The organism is Singulisphaera rosea (assembly GCF_054877945.1).
The window spans coordinates 321,480-341,241 of record NZ_JBTYIP020000006.1; the positions used below are offsets into that span (position 1 = coordinate 321,480).

Here is a 19,762-nt window from a genome sequence, read left to right on the forward strand (position 1 = left end):
CTCCGTTCCTCCACCGATTTCGCTACACGAGCCAACCGGGTTTCTGAGGCAGTAGGCGGCGAGATCCCAGGAGGGAACGCTGGCGAGATCCCGAGAGGGGCGTCGGCGTTGACGGTGTCAGAAACCCGGTTTTGAAGAAAATACCGGGTTTCGGAGAACCGGGCTGAGGTCGTGGGCGACGAGGCCCTGGCGGCCGACGAGGTAAGCGCCCCCGGTCTTCAGGCGGAGATTCCAGACCGGGGACGCCGGGCCTGGGGTGATCACCTCGATGCGGGCCTGGCCGTGCTGAGTGAGGACGACGCTGCCCGGTCTCAGGTCCCCCGCGCAGGTCCAGCCGAGGGCGGGGTCATAGAAGGGGTGGCCGGCGGTGGTCACGATGGATTCATCCACCAGGGTGAGCCGGAGCGTCGCCACGGAGGGATTCTCGGAGACGGCCTCGACGATGTCGGTGGAGCTGGGGCCGTCGAGTTCGGCCCTGCTGAGCAACGCATCGCCGGGGCGGAGCGTCTCGATAGGGCGAGGCCCTCGGGGCGTCAGGACGATCGTGCCGGCGGCGAAGCATTGTCCCGTATTCGGTTTCTTGTCCTTCTGCTTCTCGTAGACCAGGCACCACTTGAAACCACCACCGCCACCCCCGGCGTCTGGGACGAACTGCCTCGGCCCGCCCTGCGGTACGTAAGGGAGCGGGACCTGCACGTCGACGACTTTCTTGGGCTCCTTCTGGGGAGGGACGTATTCGTAACCTCGGCGTTCCGTCCACCACTTCAGCCAGTCCTCGCGATCGGGCCCGAATTTCTTGCCGGAAATGCGCCGGAGGGCGGTGACGAGGCGATCGTTCCGCTCCCGGATCGTCGTGTTCGTGTTCTCGATCGTGGCGATGTCGTGCTCGAGCTGGGCCTGGGCCCCGGCGGCCATCTTCTCCGCTTCCTCGAGCTCGAAGTTGAGGTTCTCCTGCGTCTGGAGCTGCCTCATCTCGGCGACCTGGTAGAGGGGTGAAGGATCCGGCCCCTGCTTGGGAGGGGAAGGGAGGGCCCAGTGATAGTCGTAGATGTAAAGGGCGGTTCCATCCATTGCGCCGATGCAACGCGAACCGGGCGGAGGTCCTGGGGGGGTGGAGTCGAGCTGGATGCCGATCACGAACTTCGCCTCGGGCAGGTCGACCCATCCCCCCTGAATCTGATCCACGGACGGGGGAGAATAGAGCCTCCGGACGTTGACGCGCTCGCCTTCGACGAACAGGACCCCCGGCGACCCTGGGCCGCCGACGCGCCGGACTTCGTAACCGAGCGGCTTTTCGAGCTCGCCGATCCAGAGCATGAAGGGGTCGTCGGCCTTGCGATGGGTCAGGGTTTCGACCGCGGCGCGGCGGACCTGGGGGCTCCTGCCGTAGATGGCCAGGCCGGCCAGGGCGCGTGAGGATCGTTCGCCGTCGATATGGCCGAGGATGTCGATGGCCCGTTCCTGGTCCTCCGCGTTCCCCTGGACGAAGACCCGCCAGAGGCTCGGCACCGCGAGCGGGTCGGTGACTTCGGCCAGGGCTTTCTCGGCCTCGTCTCGCTTGGCCTTTTGCGACAGCCACCCTTTCCACCTTTGCAGGCGAGGCCGCCAGGTGCTCTCGGCCTTGCGAAGGGCCTGGATCTCGGCGCGCTCGGCGGCCAACAGCTGGGCGGACATCCATCGCCCGTTCGATTTCTCATATCCAAGTTTCTTCCAGGCCGCATCGCGCCTGGGGTCGAGCTCGACGACGGCGAGGAACTCGATCGTCGCTTCCCCCTTCAGCCCGTTCTGCTCGCACCAGAGCCCCAGCTTCCAGTGGGCCTCCGCCGTTTTCGGTGTCTTGTCGCGCCTCGCGTTGTACTCCGCGAGGTTCGCAGGTTCGGCGTCGGTCGCGGGAGTCGGGGGCGCCGCGGCCAGGAGTGCCGTGCCGACGATCATGTGGATCAGCATGCGTCACTACCTCACTCGGGGGTCCGGGCCTTTTCGCGTCGAGGCGTCGGCCGGCGCGTCGAAGGGGGCCGGCACGGGGTACACGTTCCCCTCGTCGTGGCAGACGAGCCCCGGCTTGCCGACGAAGATCCCCAGGCCGTCCCGGACCTGGACTTGATACACCGGCTGCTCTTCGGCGGGCCCGCAGAGGGCGAGGTGCGTCGTGCCCCTGAGGAGCCGGAGTTGGTCGCCGCGCTTCAGGTCGCGGACACGCACCCAACCCTGTGCGGGACGCCAGAACGACTGGAGGTCGGTGGCGACGATCGTCTCGCGATCCTCCAACGTGAGCGTCCGGGTCGGGGCGGAGACGCCGTGCCGGATCGTCAGGACGGTCGTGTACCCCAGGACGCCTGAGACGGGATCCTGCGAGAGGACGTGGTCACCCGCCCTGAGCGTTTCGATCGCGCAAGGGCCGGTGCGGGTCCACACCGTCGTCCCCGCTCCAAGGCCGGCGACGTACGCGGAGCGGTCGGTCCGGTCCCCGTCGACGTCGGTCGTCCCCTGGGCAGCCAGGTGGCGGAGGGCGGGGGCGGCCGACGTGGACTCTCCGCGCGACGACCACCACGTCACCCACGCCGCTCGAGTCGAGCCGAGGTCCTGACCCGCCAAGGTCCGGATCGCCAGCATCGCGCGATCGTTCGATTGGATGACCTTGCGGTTATAGTCCTCGAGCCAGACGACGTCGGCCTCGAGCTGTCTCCGCGAATTTGCGGCATGTTGCTCGGCCTGGGCCATCATCCGCCCGATCGGGATCGGAGCGACGAGCGGACGCATGTAGGTCCCGCCGGTCTGGCTGGAAATGGAGCCGGCGATGCCGCTGGTCTGGTTCTGCTGATTCACCGCCTGCTGTCCGATCCGTGCGCCGAGCTGCCCCAACCCGGCACGACCGGCGAGGAACTGCGGCAGGCCGGTGAGGTCCGGCGCCCCATTGGCGAGCGGGTCCAGCGCCGTGTAGACGCTCTCCGTCGTGTATCCGACGACCCGATTCGCGATCGGCAGGCCGTCGTCGTCGAAGCCGATGACCGCCGAGGCGTCGAAGGGGATGGTCGGCGCGGGGGCGGAGTAGAACCGCCGGTCATTGGCGTTCTCGCCCTTGATGTACAGCTCCCCCGGCGACCCGGGACCGCCGACCGGGCGGACCTCGTAGGCGATCTCGTCCTGGATCTGGTCGATCAGGGGGTCGACGAAGTCCCGAGGGTCGCGCGAGACCAGGGTCTCGACCGCCAGCCGACGGACCTCGGCCGAAGGACTCTGAACCGCCAAGCCCGCGAGGACGCTCGAGGCCGGCGGCCCCTCGATCTGAGCCAGGAGGCGGACGGCCCGTTGCTGATCGACCGGATTGCTCGCCGCGAAGACTGCGGTGATGGCGGGGACGGCCGCGGGATCGACGACATCGCCGAGGTTGGCCTCGGCCACTCGGCGTTTGGTGCGTTGGGTCAGCCAGGTCTTCCATTTCGAGAGCCGGGGCCGCCAGTAGGCGTCGGCCTTGCGCCTGGCGTCGACCTCGGCACGAACGGCGGCTTCCCGCGCATCGCTCGTCCATCGCCCGTTCTGCTTTCGCAGGCCGAGCGCTTTCCAGGCGTCCTCACGCGTGGGGGCGAGTTTGACGACCGCCGCGAAATGGACCTGGGCTTCCTCCGTCAGCCCGTTCTCCACGCACCAACGCGCGATCTGCCAGTGCCCGTTCGCCGTGTCGGCAAGGGTCGTCCGGCGGGTGCGGTAGCGTTCGAGGATGGCCATCAACTCGGCGTCCTGCCGGACGTGTTCGGCGACCGCTTCGGGCGATTGCCAGGCCCCGTTCTCGAGGACATGACCGAGAAGGCGATGGGCGACCGGATGGCGAGGGGCGATCGAGAGGGCGCGATTGAGATGCGCGTCTCGCTCCTCCACTCGCCCGCCCGCCTCACACTGAAGGGCGAGCTGCACTTCGGCGTCCGCACCCGCGTCGGTCTTTGCCCTCTCGGGAGGAGCGACGGTGAGGATCAGCCCGACCAGGCCAAGCGTGAGCATCCACTTGCCTTCCTTTCAGGCCGCTCGAGGTGGGGAAGAGTCACCACAAAGGTATAAAGAAAACAAAGGAAATTTAAAAATTGATAGTTTCTTGTTTGTGTTCTTCGTGTCCTTCGCGCCTTTGTGGCGAATCCTCCCCGCCTCGATTTCTCCAATCCGAATGCGAACTGCTGTCACCTCGTTTATAACCGAGTGTGTCCCCGCGGAGTGTGAGTATCATTCACAATCGCAAGGTGTGGTGAGGACGGTCCCGCCGCAAAATCGTCCGGGGCGATGGGCTCGAACAGGAAATGGTGGTCCGAGTTTTCGTCCCGGGCCGGGAAAATGGTTGGGGATTTCGACGGTGGCTTGAGGGTAGACTGGAGCCGTCAGGTGAGGTCCTTCCGTCCCTGGGTTCGTGACGCTTCCGCCGCCGACACCGACGTCGTCGAAGTCGTTCCCCGCCGTTGAGGTGACAAGAGTGATGATCTCGCTGCTGATCCTCGTCGCCACGACCGTCGCCGAGCTGCCGCCCCCCGCGCCTCGGCTCGTCGACTTCGAGAAGGATGTCCGGCCGATCCTGGCGGCGTCCTGCCTCAAGTGCCACGGTCCGGACAAGCAACGCGGGGGTTTGCGGCTCGACGTCAAGGCTTCGGCGTTCAAGGGGGGCGACGATGAAATCCCCGCGATCGTGGCGGGGAAGGGGGCCGACAGCCCACTGATCCAGCTCGTCGCGGGCCTGGACCCCGACCAGAAGATGCCGCCGGAAGGCCCTTCACTGACCCCAGAGCAGGTCGGGATCCTCCGCGCGTGGATCGACCAGGGGGCAACCTGGCCGGAGAGCGCAAGCGTCAGGCCTGAAGACGCGGCCAAGTCCCACTGGGCCTTCCAGCCGATCCGACGCCCGGCGTCGCCCGAGGTCTCCACGGAGACGGAGTCCCACGCCCGCAACCCGATCGATACATTCATCGGCGCGAAGCTCGACGCGGTGGGGCTGGCGATGTCGCCCGAGGCGGACCGGCGGACCTTGATCCGGCGGCTTGCCTTCGTCCTCCACGGGATCCCGCCCACGCCCGAGGAGATCGCCGCGTTCGTCGTCGACGAGCGGCCCGACGCCTTCGAGCGGCTTGTGGACCGCTACCTCGCCTCGCCCCGATACGGCGAGCGCTGGGGGAGGCACTGGCTCGACATCATCGCGTTCGGCGAGACGCACGGGTTCGAGGTGAACACCCCGCGCGAGAACGCCTGGCCCTATCGCGACTACGTGATCGAGGCCTTCAACAAGGACACACCCTACCCGCGGTTCATCCTCGAGCAGCTCGCCGGCGACCAGGTCGGCGAGGACCGCGCCACGGGGTTCTTGGTCGCCAGCGCCGCGCTCCTGCCGGGGCAGATCGGCCGGGACGAGGAGTCTCGGCTCAGGGCGAGGCAGGACGAGCTCAGCGACATGGTCGCCGGGGCGGGGAGCGCCTTCCTCGGCTTGACACTCCACTGCGCCCGATGCCACGACCACAAGTTCGACCCGATTTTGCAGTCGGACTTCTACGCCATGCAGGCGGTCTTCGCCGGGACGCGGCACGGCGACCGGGAGCTCCACCCGGCGGATTGGGCCGAGCGGCAGAAGCGGGTTCCCGAGCTCCGCGGGCGCGTCCTCGACGTCCTGCGCCGGTTGCTCGACTTCGAGCCGGTGGCGGGCCTCGAGCCGAGTTCCCAGGGAGTCCCGAAGCGCCCGTCGATCGATCCTCGGATGAACGTCGAGCGATTCTCGCCCGTCCTCGCCGCCAAGGTCCGCTTCACGGTGCATCGCACGACCTACAAGAATCGCTTCGAGCCCTGCGTGGACGAGCTCGAGGTCTACACCGCCGGCCCCGACCGCCGCAATGTCGCCCTCGCCGCGTCGGGGGCGAAGGCGACCGCCTCGGGGACGATCCCCGACTCGTCGATCCACCGACTTGAACACATCAACGACGGGCGATTCGGCAACGAGCGGAGTTGGATCAGCTCGGAGGTCGGCAAGGGGTGGGTGACGATCGAGCTGGCTCGGCCGGAAGTCATCGACGTCGTCGTCTGGGGACGCGACCGAAACCAGAAATACAGCGACCGCCTCGCCGAAGGCTACACGCTCGAGGTCGCCGACCCTGCGGGGCACTGGAAGGTCGTGGCGACGTCGGGCGACCGTGAGGCGATCTCCTACGAGGGGATGCCGAATCAAGACTCGGCGACGAAGCAGGGGACTTCCTCGGCCGCCTTGCGGTCCGAACTGGCGGACCTTGAGGCGGAGTTGCGTGCGACCTCGACGCTGCCTCGGGTCTATGGGGGCCGGTTCGTCGAGGCCGCTCCGACGTATCGGCTCCATCGCGGCGAGGCGACGCAGCCTCGCGAACAGGTTTCCCCCGCCGCGGTGGCCTCGCTCCAGCCTCGGCTCGAGCTCCCGGCCGACACGCCCGAGCACGAGCGTCGCCTGGCGCTTGCCCGATGGCTCGGCGACCCGTCCAACCCGCTCCCGGCTCGCGTGATCGCGAACCGAATCTGGCAGCATCACTTCGCCGAGGGGCTCGTCCGCACCCCGAGCGACTTCGGCCGCAACGGCGTCCCCCCGTCCCACCCGGAGCTCCTCGACTGGCTCGCGAGCGAGCTCATCGCGCAAGGGTGGAGCCTCAAGTCGCTCCATCGGGCCATCCTCACGAGCGCGACCTGGCGGCAATCGAGCCGGCCTCGCCCCGAAGCCCTCGCGAAGGACGCCGGTAGCCGCCTGCTGTGGCGGTTCCCGCCCCGCCGGCTCGAGGCCGAGGCGATCCGCGACTCGATGGTCGCCGTCGCCGGGGCGCTCGACTCGAGGATGGGGGGGCCGGGCTTCCTCGGATTCGCGCCGAACGACAATTACGTCCGCGTCTACGACCCCAAGCTCGAGTACGGCCCGGCCGACTGGCGGCGGATGATCTACCAGACCAAGGTGCGCATGGCGCAGGACTCGACCTTCGGGGCCTTCGACTGCCCCGACGCCGGCCAGAAGCAGCCCCAGCGTGCCCGCTCGACGACGCCCCTCCAGGCGCTCAACCTGTTCAACAGCCACTTCGTCTTGCAGCAGGCCGGCGTCCTCGCCGAGCGACTTCGCGCCGAGGCCGGCGAGGACTCCCGGGCGCAGGTCCGCCTCGCCTACCAACTGGCCTTCGGCCGCAATCCGACCGATGACGAGGCCCGGCTCTGCGTCGGGCTGGTCCACGAGGCCGGCTTGGCGGGCCTCGGTCGTGTGCTGTTCAACGCGAATGAGTTCCTGTTCATCCCCTGATAGCCTTCCAGTCGCGATCGGTCATCGCGGCCCGGACCGAGGCGGGAGTTCCCCCAAGATGAGCGAGCCCACCCTCTCCCACGCCGGCCGGCGGATGCTGAGCCGTCGGCAGTTCCTCGAGCACGCGGGCAACGGGCTCGGGGGGATCGCCCTCGCGAGCCTGTTGGCGAACCAGGGAGCACTCGGTGCGGTGGACGATCGGGGGCCGATCCGCCCCGCGATCCGCCCGGAGAACCCGCTCGGTGCTCGCCCTCCGCACTTCCCGGCGAGGGCCAAACGGGTCCTGCTGATTTTCTGCTCGGGTGCGTGCAGCCAGCTCGAGTCGTGGGATTACAAGCCGGGCCTGATCAAGATGGACGGCAAGCCCTTGCCCGGCTCCAAGGAGAACTTCCTGACCTTCCAGGGCGAGAACGGCAACCTCGTCCGGCCGCTCTACGACTTCAAGCCGCGCGGGGAGACCGGCAAGATGGTCTCGGACCTCTTCCCGCACCTCGCCGAGCTCACCGACGATTTCTGCTTCATCCACTCGATGACCGCGAAGAGCAACACGCACGGCCCGGCCGAGAACCAGATGAGCACGGGCTTCACGCTCGACGGGTTCCCGAGCATGGGCTCCTGGGTCTCTTATGCGCTCGGCTCCGAGGCCGACGACCTGCCGGCCTATGTTGCGATCCCCGACCCCCGAGGCGTCCCGCAGGCCGGCGTGAACAACTGGGCCAACGGGTTCCTGCCCGCGGTCTTCCAGGGGACGGCGTTCAACGCCCAGAAGCCGATCTACAACCTCGCGACCCCTTCGGGCGTCGCCCCGTCGAACGACCGCGCGGCCCGCGACCTGCTCAAGGTGCTCAACGAGAAGCACCTCGAAGAGTTCCCCGGCGACTTCGAGCTCTCGGCGCGGATCGCCAGCTACGAGCTGGCCGCCAAGATGCAGCTCTCCGTCCCCGAGGTCGGCAACCTCGCGAACGAGTCCCCCTCAACCCTCCGCGCCTACGGCACCGACGACCCCGACCCGGTCCGCAGCGGCTTCGCCCGGAACTGCCTGCTCGCGAGGCGGCTCCTCGAGCGCGGAGTCCGGTTCGTCCAGCTCTTCAACGGCTCCTACGCCATGGGCGAGGGTGTCGGCAACTGGGACGGCCACCGCAAGCTCAAGGAACAGTACGACATCCACGCCCCGATCTTCGACCGCCCCGCCGCCGCACTCCTCCGCGACCTCAAGCAACGCGGCCTGCTCGAAGACACCCTCGTCGTCTGGACCACCGAGTTCGGCCGGATGCCCACCTTCCAGAAAGGGGCGAGCGGCCGCGACCACAACCCGAATGGGTTCACCGTCTGGCTCGCCGGCGCGGGCGTCAAACGCGCCTTCAGCTTCGGCGCCACCGACGAGCTCGGCCACAAGGCCGTCGAGGGGGTTACCACCATCTACGACCTCCACGCCACGATCCTCCACCTCCTCGGCCTCGATCACGAGCGCCTCAGCTTCTATCACAACGGCATCGAGCGCCGCCTGACGGACGTCCACGGCCGGGTTGTGCGGGAAATCTTGGCTTGAACGGTTTGAGCAAGATATTGAAAAGCCTGATTGGTGTTTGAAATGGGTAGCCCCGGTTGGAACAACCGGGGTCGCGCAGCGACGAGAGGTTCACCGCATGGGAATGCCCGAGACCGGCTCCTGTGTCAACGGGAACACACGCGGTGATCCCTCCCTCATCTCATCGCTCGATCCTTCTGCGAGTACGACGCGCTGACCTCAGCCTCTTTTCGCTGCGCGACCCCAGTTTTCCGATCAGATCTATCTATTGTTAAATGAAAGTATATCGTAAAGTTTGCGTACTTTGATTTGAATGTCGTGAAGGGAGCCTCGATCCTTCGGATTCTTGGACAGACACTGTCGGCAGACGGCGTCGAGGGCGAGCGGCAAGTCGGGCCGAAAAGTGAGGGCAGGGGGGACAGGAACGCCGCTGACGACATCGGCGATGACATCCGGAAGTCGTCGGCCGATCCAGGGAGGCCGTCCGGTCAAGAGGGTATAAAGCACGGCTCCGATGCCGTAGAGGTCGGTCCAGGGGCCGATGGGACCCCAGGCCCGGGACGCTTGCTCTGGGGCCATGAAGGGCGCGGTCCCCTCGATGTCGGCCGTCAGGCTCGAGCGGCCGAGCGTTCGGGCCAGGCCGAAATCGGTGACGCGGATGTCTCCGGATGGGGCGAGGAGGATGTTGGCGGGCTTGAGGTCGCAGTGGATGACCCCGTTGGCGTGCGCATGGGCGACGGCGTCGCAGAGCTGGATCGCCCATCGGATCGCCTCGGCCACCGTGATCTCTCTCGACGCACCGAGCCGGGCCAGGTTCGGTCCGTCGACCAGGTCCACGACGAGGAAGTAGGCCCCGCCGATGGTCCGACCAAGGCCGTGGATCCCGACGATGTGGGGATGGCCTAGCCGGGCGATCGTCCTCGCCTCGTCCAGGAACCGACGGATCGCGGAGGGCTGTGTGAGGTACATCTTCCGAAGGAATTTGACCGCGACCTCGCGCCCCTCGCTGTGGTGCCGGGCCTGGTAGACCTTCCCCATCCTCCCCGCGCCGATCATGCGTCGGAGTTGGAGGTCCTTATCGGAGACGATCGGGACGCCGATCGCCAGGTCCGGGACGTCGTCGGTCGGAGGCGTCGGCCCGCGAGGTGAAGCGGTGAGGTCGAGTCGCGCCGGCGTCTCTTCCGCCTCAAGCTCGCGGTCGATGCACTCGAGCTCCGCGGCGACTTCGGCGCGTCCCGCCGAGAATCGTTCGAGGAACGTGGTGTGGGACGGCCGATCACCCCAACGCCGGCGGACCCGATACTCCTCGCCGATGAGCTCGACGGGCCACCGTTCGGGAGGCCCGAGCTCGGGGTATCGTGCGGCGTAGTCTTCGAGAAGACAGGACCTGTCATTCCGCCAGCGGAATTCCAGGTCGACGCAGATGAGCTCGAGCAGCAACCGACGCCGGCGTTCGGGGGTCTGAAGGGACGTTTTTTCCAGGAGTTCCGCGATGTCGGGCGGAGCGTCGTCTCGCCAGGCCCGCTCGAAGCGGAGGATCCGCGACTCGAAGTCAGGATCGTTCATCGTCGAACCGCCCGGCCATGAGGGCCCGGATCCGGGCGAGGGTGCGTCGGACGGTCCGCTCGGATCGGCCGGTGTCCGCGCCGATCTCCGAGAGCTGGGCCCCTTGCAGACGGAGCTCGAGCACGCGGCGGCCGAAGGCATCCAAACGCGAGGCGACCCACTCGAGCTCGTCGGCCAGTCCCACCGCCTCTTCGGGCGTTGGATCCCGGCTCGGTACGACGATCTCGGCCCCGCCGACTGAGGTCGGCGACCTCTCAGACGCCACAGACCTTCGGTCCGCCGTATGGTGCCGGACCTGCCTGAAGAGTTTGTGCCGGGTCATGGCCGCCAGGAGCCGCCAGAGGTCTCCGCCTCGGGCCAGTGCAAATCGCCCGGCGCGGGCCTCGAGGAAGAAGCTCCGATAGGCCGACATCACGATATCCTCGGGGTCCGTCCGGCTCGCCAGGCGCGCCGAGAGTCGGCTCCGGGCCAGCAGGGTCAGCCGCTCGAAGTATCGCGCGAAGATCTCGTCTGCGGCCCCGTCCTCCCCGCCTTGATATCGCTGGAGCAAGGCGAGTGACGACCAGTCGGCCGGCGTCGGATTGATCTCCATCGGGCCGAGTCCCTCTTGTTCCGGAGTCATTGCCAATCCCTCGACCTCTCTCGGCTGGGTCTCCGGCCCCATTCTAAAGGATCCGACTCGGCGAGGAGCCTTCTGGGTTCACAATCGCTCGCCCAAATCATTTTCGGTCAAGGCGTGGCCGGTCCGGACCGCGAAAGGGCATCACCAGGGGCGAAGCTTGGTGACATGCCACAAACGCTTGGGGGAGAGTCATGGCCTTCGTTGTCACGGAACCGTGCGTCGGTTGCAAATACACCGACTGCGTCGTCGTCTGCCCCGCCGACTGCTTTCGAGAAGGAGATCGGATGTTGTACATCCATCCTGATGAGTGCGTCGACTGCGAGGCGTGCGTCCCCGAATGCCCCGTCGATGCCATCTTCTACGAAGACAATGTCCCGGATGCCTGGGTTGGCTACGTGGCACTCAACCGAGAAATGGCCGCGACTTGCCCGCCGATCTTCGAGCGTAAGCCTCCGCTGTTGGATCGCTGATTCTTTGGCCACGGATTGATTGAACGAGGATAAAAACATTGTAAATAACGTTATATTGAAAATTATTTGATTGGGATTCCTGTCGAATCCGTGTTCAATCCGTGGCTAAAAATCCAATCCGTCCGTGGCTCGATAGATAGCCTCATCGCTTCCCGATCAAAGTCGTGAGTCCGGATTTCCGGAGCACGTCCGTGAGGGATCCGTGGCCGGCGATGCGTGCTTTTTCGTCCACGACGATGTAGTAGGGGAAGAGGCCGGCCGGGTAGCCGCCGACGAGCGTGTTGCGGTCGCTGGCGGCTTCGAGGAATGTCGGGTGGCCGAAGCCGTCGTTGCGAATGGCCGCCTCGACTTCGTCGCGAGGAGTGCCCGCCGGGTGCATGCCGACGATGACGACCCCTTGCTTGGCCAGAGCTTTGAGCCGAGGGAGGTCGTTCTTGCAGGGGCCGCACCAGGTCGCCCAGAAGTGCAACACGTAAGGCTTGCCCGCGAGGTCGGCCGGCCGTTCGCCGATCCAGCCCGTCGGGGGCAGGGCGGGGGCCGGTTGGCCGACCATGGCGGCGATCGGCTCGACCAGGCCGTCGATGAACAACTGGCCTTTCAGTCGTTTGGCGTACTCGACCTCCGAGAGCTTGCGGATCTCGTCGTCGGGTCGATCGGCCTTGTAGCGGAGGTCGAGTGCGACCTGGAACCGTTGATCTTGGACAGGGTCGCCGTCTTTGGGCATCAACTCGGCGAATCGCGCCGAGAGATCGAGGTCCGTCCGGACCGACTCCACGACGAGCTCGGAGCGGATGAGCTTGTGCTTGTCCGGCTTCGCCTCCGACGCGTGGGGGAAGACCCGGACTTCGCGGAACGGGAGCCGCAGGCCCGGCGCGACCTCGCGGTAGTCGTCGAAGATGGCGAGCTCGTTTGGCCGTATCGTCGAAGGCTTGAAATGACGTGAGAATGCTTCCCAGGCGATACTGGCCTGGATCACTTGGTCTTCCGAGGCTTCGCCATGGAGCCAATTGATGTAGTCGTAGGATGTGGAGAACACCTTGCCGGCGATCTTCCGGAGCGGCTCGGATTGGTAGAATTCCTGGACCTTGGAGAGGTTGACGTCGCCATAAGAGGAGAGCACCCCTCGGAGCAGCCGCGACTCACGCCCGATCCAGAGGCGTTCGAACCGCTCGGGTGAGTCCACGACGTCGCAGATCTCGCCAACGAAACTCTCCGTCCCCAGGGGCTTCCACGTCGAGTCCTCCGGCGGGATCAGGTTCATGGCTTGGGCGTTGGGCCTCGTCGTCCGTCCCCACCAGAAGCGACGCGGGGTGAGCCTGAGGTAACTGTAGTTGAAAAGGACCAGGGATTTCCAGAACGTCGCTGGGGACTGCGCACGCGTGTAGTTCGTCGAGGATCCATCCTTTGCCGCGTAACGTGCCCATGCGTCGGTCCTCGTCCAGAACTGGGTCTCGGAGGGCAAATCGGCCTCGCGAGGGACGATCTCCCAGAGGAACCGTTCTTGGTCCCAGGAGAAGCTCATCCCGTACCAACCGAACCAATCCCTGTCGAGGACGGGCGCCGTCAGAGCTTCCTTGAACCGGTCGAGAGATAGGTCGACGGCACGCATCGAGTCGACATCGCCGTTGCGGTATTTGACTACATAGCTGAACTTCGGCTGCCGGTCGATCATTGACGATTGGGCATGGATACCGCGTGCGAGTTGTGTGGCCCTGGCGTCGTCGGCATCCGTGCTCGGGACTCGGGGCTCGGGCCCGGGAGGCTTCGGGGCGACCGCTTGGGCCAGCGGTCGGGCGGATGATGCCGGGCCGCGGTTCCGAGCGGTGCTAGTATCCCGCCGATTGGGATGAACCTGGACGGCTCGAGAGGCCCGTGCCTCTTGGGTAGGCTGCGGCAGGGCGAGCACGACCGTCCCGCAGGTCGCCGCGAGGACCGTCAGCGAGGCCGCGACGACGGAAGCCCAGCGCATCAGGGACATGGCCCTGATGACCTCACCGGCCAGGTGTGCGACCGAGGCGCTCCCGGTGGTGGCTCGTCCCTCGGCGACGAGGATGGCCGTGCGGACCGTCGCCGCGAGCAGGGGCGTCGGGGCCGCAGGGACCGACCCCGGGATCAGGAGGCCCGCGAGCGCTCCCGCCCTCGGGGCCAGGCCTCGGCGGGCCAGGCTGGCTCGCAAGCGTTCCTTCGCCCTCGAGGCCCGGCTGCCGACTGTCCCGATGGCACAGCCGAGCTGCCGGGCCGCCTCCTCGTGGGAGAGGCCGCCGAGCTCGCAGAGGACGACCACGTCTCGATATCGCTCAGGCAACCGGGCAATCTCCTCATCCAGCACCGAGAGCCATTCGGCCTGGTCGGGGTCGGGCGACGGGGCGGCGAGCTCCTCGAGCCCTTCCTCGCTCCTCGAGGAGTGGCGTGTGGCCATCGTCCTCGCACGGGCGGCGACCTTCCGGCTCACGCCGTAGAGCCAGCGGCCCACTTCGCCGTCTCCCCGAACGGTGCCCGCGCGGTGCGCCAGGACCAGGAACGTGGCCTGGAACGCATCCGCCGCGTCGTTCGGGTCGCGGAGTTGGCGGCGGCAGACCCCCCAGACCATCGGCCCGTGCCGTCGGACGAGGGCCGCGAACGCATCCTCGGCCGATTCGTCGCGACGACCGAGGAATCGGTCGAGCAACTCCCGATCGGTCAGCCCGACCGTCGTCCCCGGGCCGAAGAGCGTGCGGACGTCGCGGAGCACGGCGGAAGGTTCGTTCCCGGTCATGGTCGACATCCCCTTCGGTGATGGTCCCCTATCATCACCTTGCACGAGGCCGGGGAATCTTTCCAAACTTTCCGGGGAATCCCGTGGGCTGACCGGGGAGTTCGCACGGGTTTCTTCCCTGGTCCATCGGACGGCGCGGGTCATTCCATCTTGGGAATGTCCCAGACCAAGATCGACGTGTCGTCCAGTCCTGCCGCGATCCGTTTGCCGTCGGGTAGGAAGGTTAGACTTTGGATCCAGGGGCTGGGGACCTCGAAGGTGTAGAGCTCTTTGTTGTCGCGCAGTCGGATAATTCGGAGGAATTCTCCCTTTCTTCGAGAATCTGTAGATAAGGCGAGCGCCTTGCCATCCGGCGAGAACGCGAGACGCTTCGCTCCGGGCTTGGGGACCAGGATTTCTCCTCGGATGTCGCCCGTCCTGGCGTCGAGCCGGAGGACTTTGCTTAGGGCGGTCGAAGCGGAGGAGCGAGATCCGTCTACCGCCGGCCCGGTCGTCGATGAGGGATCATGTTTGGTAACCACCAGGCTCCGGCCATCGGGAGCAAATGCGAACGAACCCGTCGACGTCGCCGTGAATCGCAGGAGACCGCTGGCGACATCTACGACTTTGAGTTCTCCAAGACTTGAGAACGCGACCAATTGGCCGTTGTCCGAGAAGCCGGCATCCGTGAAAAAGGGATAAATGCCGTTTTGTGATCTAGGTTCTTCCGGAATCATCGTCTTGGTCGCAAGTTCCTTACCGGTCGAGACATCCCAGGTATGGAGGATTCTATCTTCGGTCAGGGCGACTACGGATTCGCCGTTCTCGTTGAGATGAATGGCTCCAATATTCTCATGCCCGAGCAAGAGGCTGCGGATAAACTCACCGGTCTTGAGAGACCATACCTGGATTTCGGTTTTCGGGTAGGATACATCTGCGGCGATCCTCGAGCCGTCGGCGGAGACCGAGAGCGACTGGACCCACCCTCCAAGAGCCAGCGTCTTCGTCGGTTGGCCCGTTGCGAGGTCCCAGAACCGGACAGTCCGGTCGTCACTCCCAGAGACCAGAGTTTTGCCGCCGTCGATGGAGGCTAGGGCTCTGACATCGCCCACGTGGGCTTCAGGGGTGGCCAGTCGGTCTTTGCCCGTGCGCAGATCCCAGAGGTGGAGCGATTGATGCTGCCATGTCGTCGCGACGGTCTTGCTGTCGGGAGAAAATGCGAGTGAGTGACTCGCTGGGATCGAACTCGCGAGTTCTTCACTCTCCTTCCCGGTGGCAGTGTCCAGGAGCACGACCGAGTCCTTGTCTTCCACCATCCCCTTCACAGCAATCACGGCCCCGTTGGGAGAGAATGTCAATCTAACCTCCGTGGCGTGCTCGCTCCTGGAGAATCGCCAGACGGCCGAACCGTCGTCAACCTTCCAGAGCGTGATCGTTGGCCAACCCCCCGAGCACGCCGACGCGAGGGTCCTTCCATCCGGCGAGAAGGCGAGGCTGGTTGGTTGAAGCTCCCCGTCGAGGGGGATCGTGCGGATATCCTCTCTCCTCGCAGGGTCACGGAGGTGGATGGCGCGACTGTCGGCGAATGCGAGTCGATAACCCGCGGGTTGGGGTGAGAAGGCAACCGACGAACTCGTCCATTCCGCCATGCGTTCCTCGTAAAGAAGCCTCGCGGCGGCGAGGTCCCATAGCCGCATGGGCCCGTCTTCACGCATGGTTGCGATGTATTTCCCGTCAGGCGCATAAACGATCGTCTGGGGGCCTTGTTGATCGTCGAACTCGAATTGCCCCGTCCGCAGCCCAGTCGTGAGGTTGGTGAGGGTCAGTCTGAATTTGGTGAGGTCCATTCCGGATGAGGATTGGAATCCAATCGCGGCGATCGTCTGTCCGTCGGGCGAGAGTGCGAAGTTGCTGATATAATCGATACCCAGTTCGACTTTCCGAAGCCTCCTGCCGTCCCGTGAGTCCCAGACTTGGATACGTCCCCCGAACTCGTCCGTCAGCACGAATCGACCATCTCGGGAGAATAAGGGGTTCTGCATGAAGGGCTGTCGGAATTGCACGGTGCCCAGTCGCATCGCGGCCCCGACAGGCAGGGGATCGCCGTACCGGTCGGTGCGCGGCTCAGGGGGTGTAACGGCGACCCGAGGAGCGGGCGCGGCCTCCGGCCCGACAGGGCTGGAAGCCGTTTTGGCGGGACGGGCGCTGAAAAACGCCGGGGCGGCCCAGCCGAAGGCTCCGAGCGCCACCAGGCCGACGCTTACGGCTCGGACTCTGGCAGCGAGGGTCATCCTCATGGCCCCCTTTGCCAGTCGCACGATCGACGGCGAGATGCCGCCCGAGGTGTTGGCCAGTCCCAGTGCGGTCTCGAGGGCCCGGCGGGCGAGCCGGGGTGGGACCATCTCGGCCGGCCCGGTTCGAGGGAGCGCGGGGGTCAAAATCGCGGTCCATTGCGAGGGGGCGAGGCCGCGTCGGGTCAGCCGGCGTTGCAGGGTCTGTCGGGCTGAGGCGATCCGGCTCTTGACGGTCCCGAGGGGCCAGCCGAGGCGGGCCGCGGCCGCTTCGTGGGTATAGCCTTCCTTCACGCAGAGGGCGACGGCGACTTGCTGGACGTCCGGAAGTCGCCGGATCTCCTGATCAACAATGGGGAGGATCTCGTCACCGTCCCAATCGCGAAGGGCTGGCCGGCGGTCGGAGGGGTCTTCGGCGATCGGGCGTTCGCGGCCCAGGCGCCGTCGGGCGTCGGCCCGGGCCCGCCGCGTGATGCGAAGGGCGACGCCGTAGAGCCAGCTCGACACGGTCTCGCGATCCCGCAGCGAGGCGGCTTTCCGGACGAGGAGGAGGAACGTAGCCTGGAACGCATCCTCGACGTCCCTCGGGTCGTCGAGCGATCGCCGACAGATCCCAAGGATGACAGGACCGTGCCGGGCCACCAACTCCTCGAACGCAAGCTCGTCACGCCCGGCGATGAATCGCTCGAGGAGCTGGCCGTCGCCAAGGTCCCTCATGGTCCCCGACTCGAACAGGGGGACGATCTCTCGGACCAGGGTTGCCGTCTTGACTCTCGCCATTCGCGTCGCCCCGTGGGGTGGTCTGTCCTTGCCCACGGAGGATACTGCAACGAGTCGGGCCCTGGATCGATCTTTCTCGGCGAACTCGCGAAGTCGGGCGGACGAGAGCCGAGGTGGATCAATGTTTCGCTGCGGGAGGGGTGACGAAACCCGGCATCCGGACGCAGATGAAGCTCTTCGGCTCCACCCGTATCGACCCGTTGTTGAACGGGGTGTCGCCGAAATTCACGATGACGTCGCCCCCGTTGTCCCAGCGCGTCCGCTGCACGCTCCCCTCCTTGTTCAAGAACATGTGGTCCACCATCGCGTGGCCCGCCACGAGGCTCGTGACCGAGGAGACGTTGCGGTAGCTCGCCACGATCGCCTCCTTCTGCCGGGCCCAGGCCTCGTCCTTGAAGAGATACATCGGTTGGGTGCCGTAGAGGATGTATTGGAGGTCCTTCTGCTGCCAGATGGCCGGAGAGAAGCGGCTGGCGTAGTCGGTCCAGTGGGGGTAGACGACGACGGCGTCGTGATAGACCAACTCCCAGAGCGGGATCCGATAGGCGTGGCCCTGGTAATAAGGCATGTTGAAGCGATGGAAGTCGGTCGAGATCTCGGAGTCGAGCACGGGCTCGGACTTGGCGTCCGCGTGGTCGCCGATGATGTTGAGCGATGCGTTACTGATCATCCCCTCGACGTAGTCGAGCAGGGGGACCGCCGAGTCGATGCCGTCCTCCGAGCCGATCACGAGCTTCAGGTTCTCGCCGGAGTACCGGATCAGGCGGAGCCGGAGGTCCTTCGACTCGGTGCGGGAGAGCCGAGGTTGGGAATGGAGCTTCATCGCCTGGTGCGCCGTGTTGAAGCATTCCGGCCACGCACTGGCCGTGGTGGTGTCGAGGAACAGGGCCTTGTAAGGATGGGTACGCTGGCGGCCCGACAGGATCACCTCGGCGCGGGCGAGCGCGTGGGCCGGGCAGTCGACGTGCGCCGTGATCGAGGGGCCTCGCTTCGGCTTGATCGTCCAGCCCTCCGAGGGGGTGCCGTCCTCCTGCCAGACGATGGCCTGCGAGTTCTCCTGGGGGAGGCCCACCCCCATGCCCGGCGGGTAGACGTCCTGGTACTGGTCATAGAGGCCGGTGAGGAAGCCCAATTCATTGATCCGGACAATGTCGCTGGGATGGACGGCATTGGACCAGAGCACCCGATCCATGCCAAGTTGCTTCATCTCCTGGGCGACATGGACCGGATCCTTCACATAGGCCCAGACGTTCGCCGCGCCCAGCAGCGTCTTCACGCCCTCCTTGCGCTTCGCCTTGTCGGCGAGACTTTCCCACAGGCCGTTGGCCTTCGCATACTCCCGGAACCAGCGGGCCTGCGCGACGTAGCCCCCCCGATCGAACAGGACGTAGCGCAAGGTCCTCGTATATCGCAGCGAGTTGAGCGAGGGCATCCAGACCGGGGCGGCGGCGAGCAAGCCGGGCTCCCCCTCGGCGTGGGCCCGCCGGCGCTCGGTGCGGACCGCCGCGTCGTCGGAGGTCTCCAACAGGGTCAGGATCCCGGCCCCCTTGGCCGACCTCACGAGACCCATCCATCGCATCGAAAGGTCGAAACCCTTGCAGAATCGCAGGTAAACCGGTGGCTCCACGCTGATGTCGTCGACGGGGTACAGCATGCCTTCATTGAAGGGCAGGACGAGCTGTTCGCCTGTCGCCGTGAGGATCGGCGGGGGATAGTAGAGGCTCTTCGCCATCGCGGCATCCGGGCCCCCGCTCCCGGGGAGGATCGTGAGGACGACCTCGGGGCGTTCGGGATTCTTTTCGTCGAATGCGTAGCGCGCGGTGAACGAGAAGCCCGTCTCCTTATGCATTAACTTCAGCTCAAGGCTCCTGGCCCTGGCGACCGGCCTCGCGGTCAGGCGGAACCCCGCCGAGGATGACGCTTCGCTCCATTCGAGGCCCGAGCGACGATCCTTGATCTTGACGGTCCCGTCCTTCTCGACGAACTGGAGCGTCAGGCGGCTATTCGCGATCTGGTAGGTCCTGCCCGCGACCTCTCGCCTCCCCTGCGCGTGGGCCCGGGGCAGGCTCGCGGCGAAGACGACCGCGGGAATCAGCCCGATCGCGAACCGTCGCATTCTCGAGAAGATCACGGGATGCTCCTGACAGGCCCCGATCAGTCGCGCCTCGCCACCAAATCGGGTTGAATCCAAAAGGCCTTGAATGCTTCTTCGGCCAAAACGACGCACGACGCCATCCCGAAATGCCTGCAAGAATAAAGCCGCGCGAAATCGACAGGGCATCTCGGGCCCGGGTCGGCGGCCTCCGAAGGGCGACGAGACTTGCCGGAGGACGTCGAGCTCAAGAGAAGAGAGGGGATTAGCGGCTTGGGGGGGAGGGCCTGTCGTTGAACGTGGGATCGCTCGGTCTCGATGTCTCACCGCTCGAGGGAATGGCCTACCGCTTCATTCAGATCCCGGTAGAGTGGATGGTTGCGTCGCAGAGACACCGCTGAAACCAGGGATCTCT

The 19,762-nt window shown here is 66.1% G+C and carries 10 protein-coding genes; 3 read left to right on the forward strand and 7 right to left on the reverse strand.

Translation table 11 applies throughout. The features are described from left to right. Window positions 1-117: 117 nt before the first annotated feature. Both ACYOEI_RS14165 and ACYOEI_RS14170 read right to left on the reverse strand, forming a co-directional pair. A complete protein-coding gene (locus ACYOEI_RS14165) occupies window positions 118-1,947 on the reverse strand; it encodes a Hint domain-containing protein (protein WP_462850153.1) in 1,830 nt (609 codons plus the stop codon). A 6-nt stretch (window positions 1,948-1,953) separates the two neighbouring features. Next, window positions 1,954-3,996: a HEAT repeat domain-containing protein gene (locus tag ACYOEI_RS14170; RefSeq protein ID WP_462850154.1), complete on the reverse strand. Its 2,043-nt coding sequence runs from the start codon at window positions 3,994-3,996 to the stop codon at window positions 1,954-1,956. 463 nt (window positions 3,997-4,459) lie between these two features. Between ACYOEI_RS14170 and ACYOEI_RS14175 the strand changes: the two genes are divergently transcribed. Both ACYOEI_RS14175 and ACYOEI_RS14180 read left to right on the forward strand, forming a co-directional pair. Continuing rightward, the gene (locus tag ACYOEI_RS14175) at window positions 4,460-7,264 is read left to right on the forward strand and encodes a PSD1 and planctomycete cytochrome C domain-containing protein (RefSeq protein WP_462850155.1); all 2,805 of its coding nucleotides are present in this window, start codon (window positions 4,460-4,462) and stop codon (window positions 7,262-7,264) included. A 58-nt stretch (window positions 7,265-7,322) separates the two neighbouring features. Then, complete coding sequence (locus ACYOEI_RS14180) at window positions 7,323-8,813, forward strand: DUF1501 domain-containing protein (protein WP_462850156.1); 1,491 nt, start codon at window positions 7,323-7,325, stop codon at window positions 8,811-8,813. Window positions 8,814-9,053: 240 nt separating this feature from the next. Here ACYOEI_RS14180 and ACYOEI_RS14185 read toward each other — a convergent pair whose 3' ends face one another. Further along, a complete protein-coding gene (locus tag ACYOEI_RS14185; RefSeq protein WP_462850157.1) occupies window positions 9,054-10,358 on the reverse strand; it encodes a serine/threonine-protein kinase in 1,305 nt (434 codons plus the stop codon). Continuing rightward, window positions 10,345-10,980: an ECF-type sigma factor gene (locus ACYOEI_RS14190; RefSeq protein ID WP_462850158.1), complete on the reverse strand. Its 636-nt coding sequence runs from the start codon at window positions 10,978-10,980 to the stop codon at window positions 10,345-10,347. Before ACYOEI_RS14190 ends, ACYOEI_RS14185 begins: the two co-directional genes overlap by 14 nt. A gap of 191 nt (window positions 10,981-11,171) precedes the next feature. Here ACYOEI_RS14190 and ACYOEI_RS14195 point away from each other — a divergent pair, with 191 nt between their 5' ends. Beyond that, the gene (locus tag ACYOEI_RS14195; protein ID WP_462850159.1) at window positions 11,172-11,450 is read left to right on the forward strand and encodes a ferredoxin family protein; all 279 of its coding nucleotides are present in this window, start codon (window positions 11,172-11,174) and stop codon (window positions 11,448-11,450) included. Window positions 11,451-11,592: 142 nt separating this feature from the next. Here ACYOEI_RS14195 and ACYOEI_RS14200 read toward each other — a convergent pair whose 3' ends face one another. From ACYOEI_RS14200 to ACYOEI_RS14210, 3 genes are all read right to left on the reverse strand, one after another. Continuing rightward, the gene (locus tag ACYOEI_RS14200; protein WP_462850160.1) at window positions 11,593-14,205 is read right to left on the reverse strand and encodes a sigma-70 family RNA polymerase sigma factor; all 2,613 of its coding nucleotides are present in this window, start codon (window positions 14,203-14,205) and stop codon (window positions 11,593-11,595) included. A gap of 140 nt (window positions 14,206-14,345) precedes the next feature. Then, on the reverse strand, window positions 14,346-17,255 hold the full coding sequence (locus ACYOEI_RS14205; protein ID WP_462850161.1) for a sigma-70 family RNA polymerase sigma factor: 2,910 nt from the start codon (window positions 17,253-17,255) through the stop codon (window positions 14,346-14,348). Window positions 17,256-17,373: 118 nt separating this feature from the next. Beyond that, complete coding sequence (locus ACYOEI_RS14210) at window positions 17,374-19,386, reverse strand: glycoside hydrolase (protein ID WP_462850162.1); 2,013 nt, start codon at window positions 19,384-19,386, stop codon at window positions 17,374-17,376. Window positions 19,387-19,762: the final 376 nt, after the last annotated feature.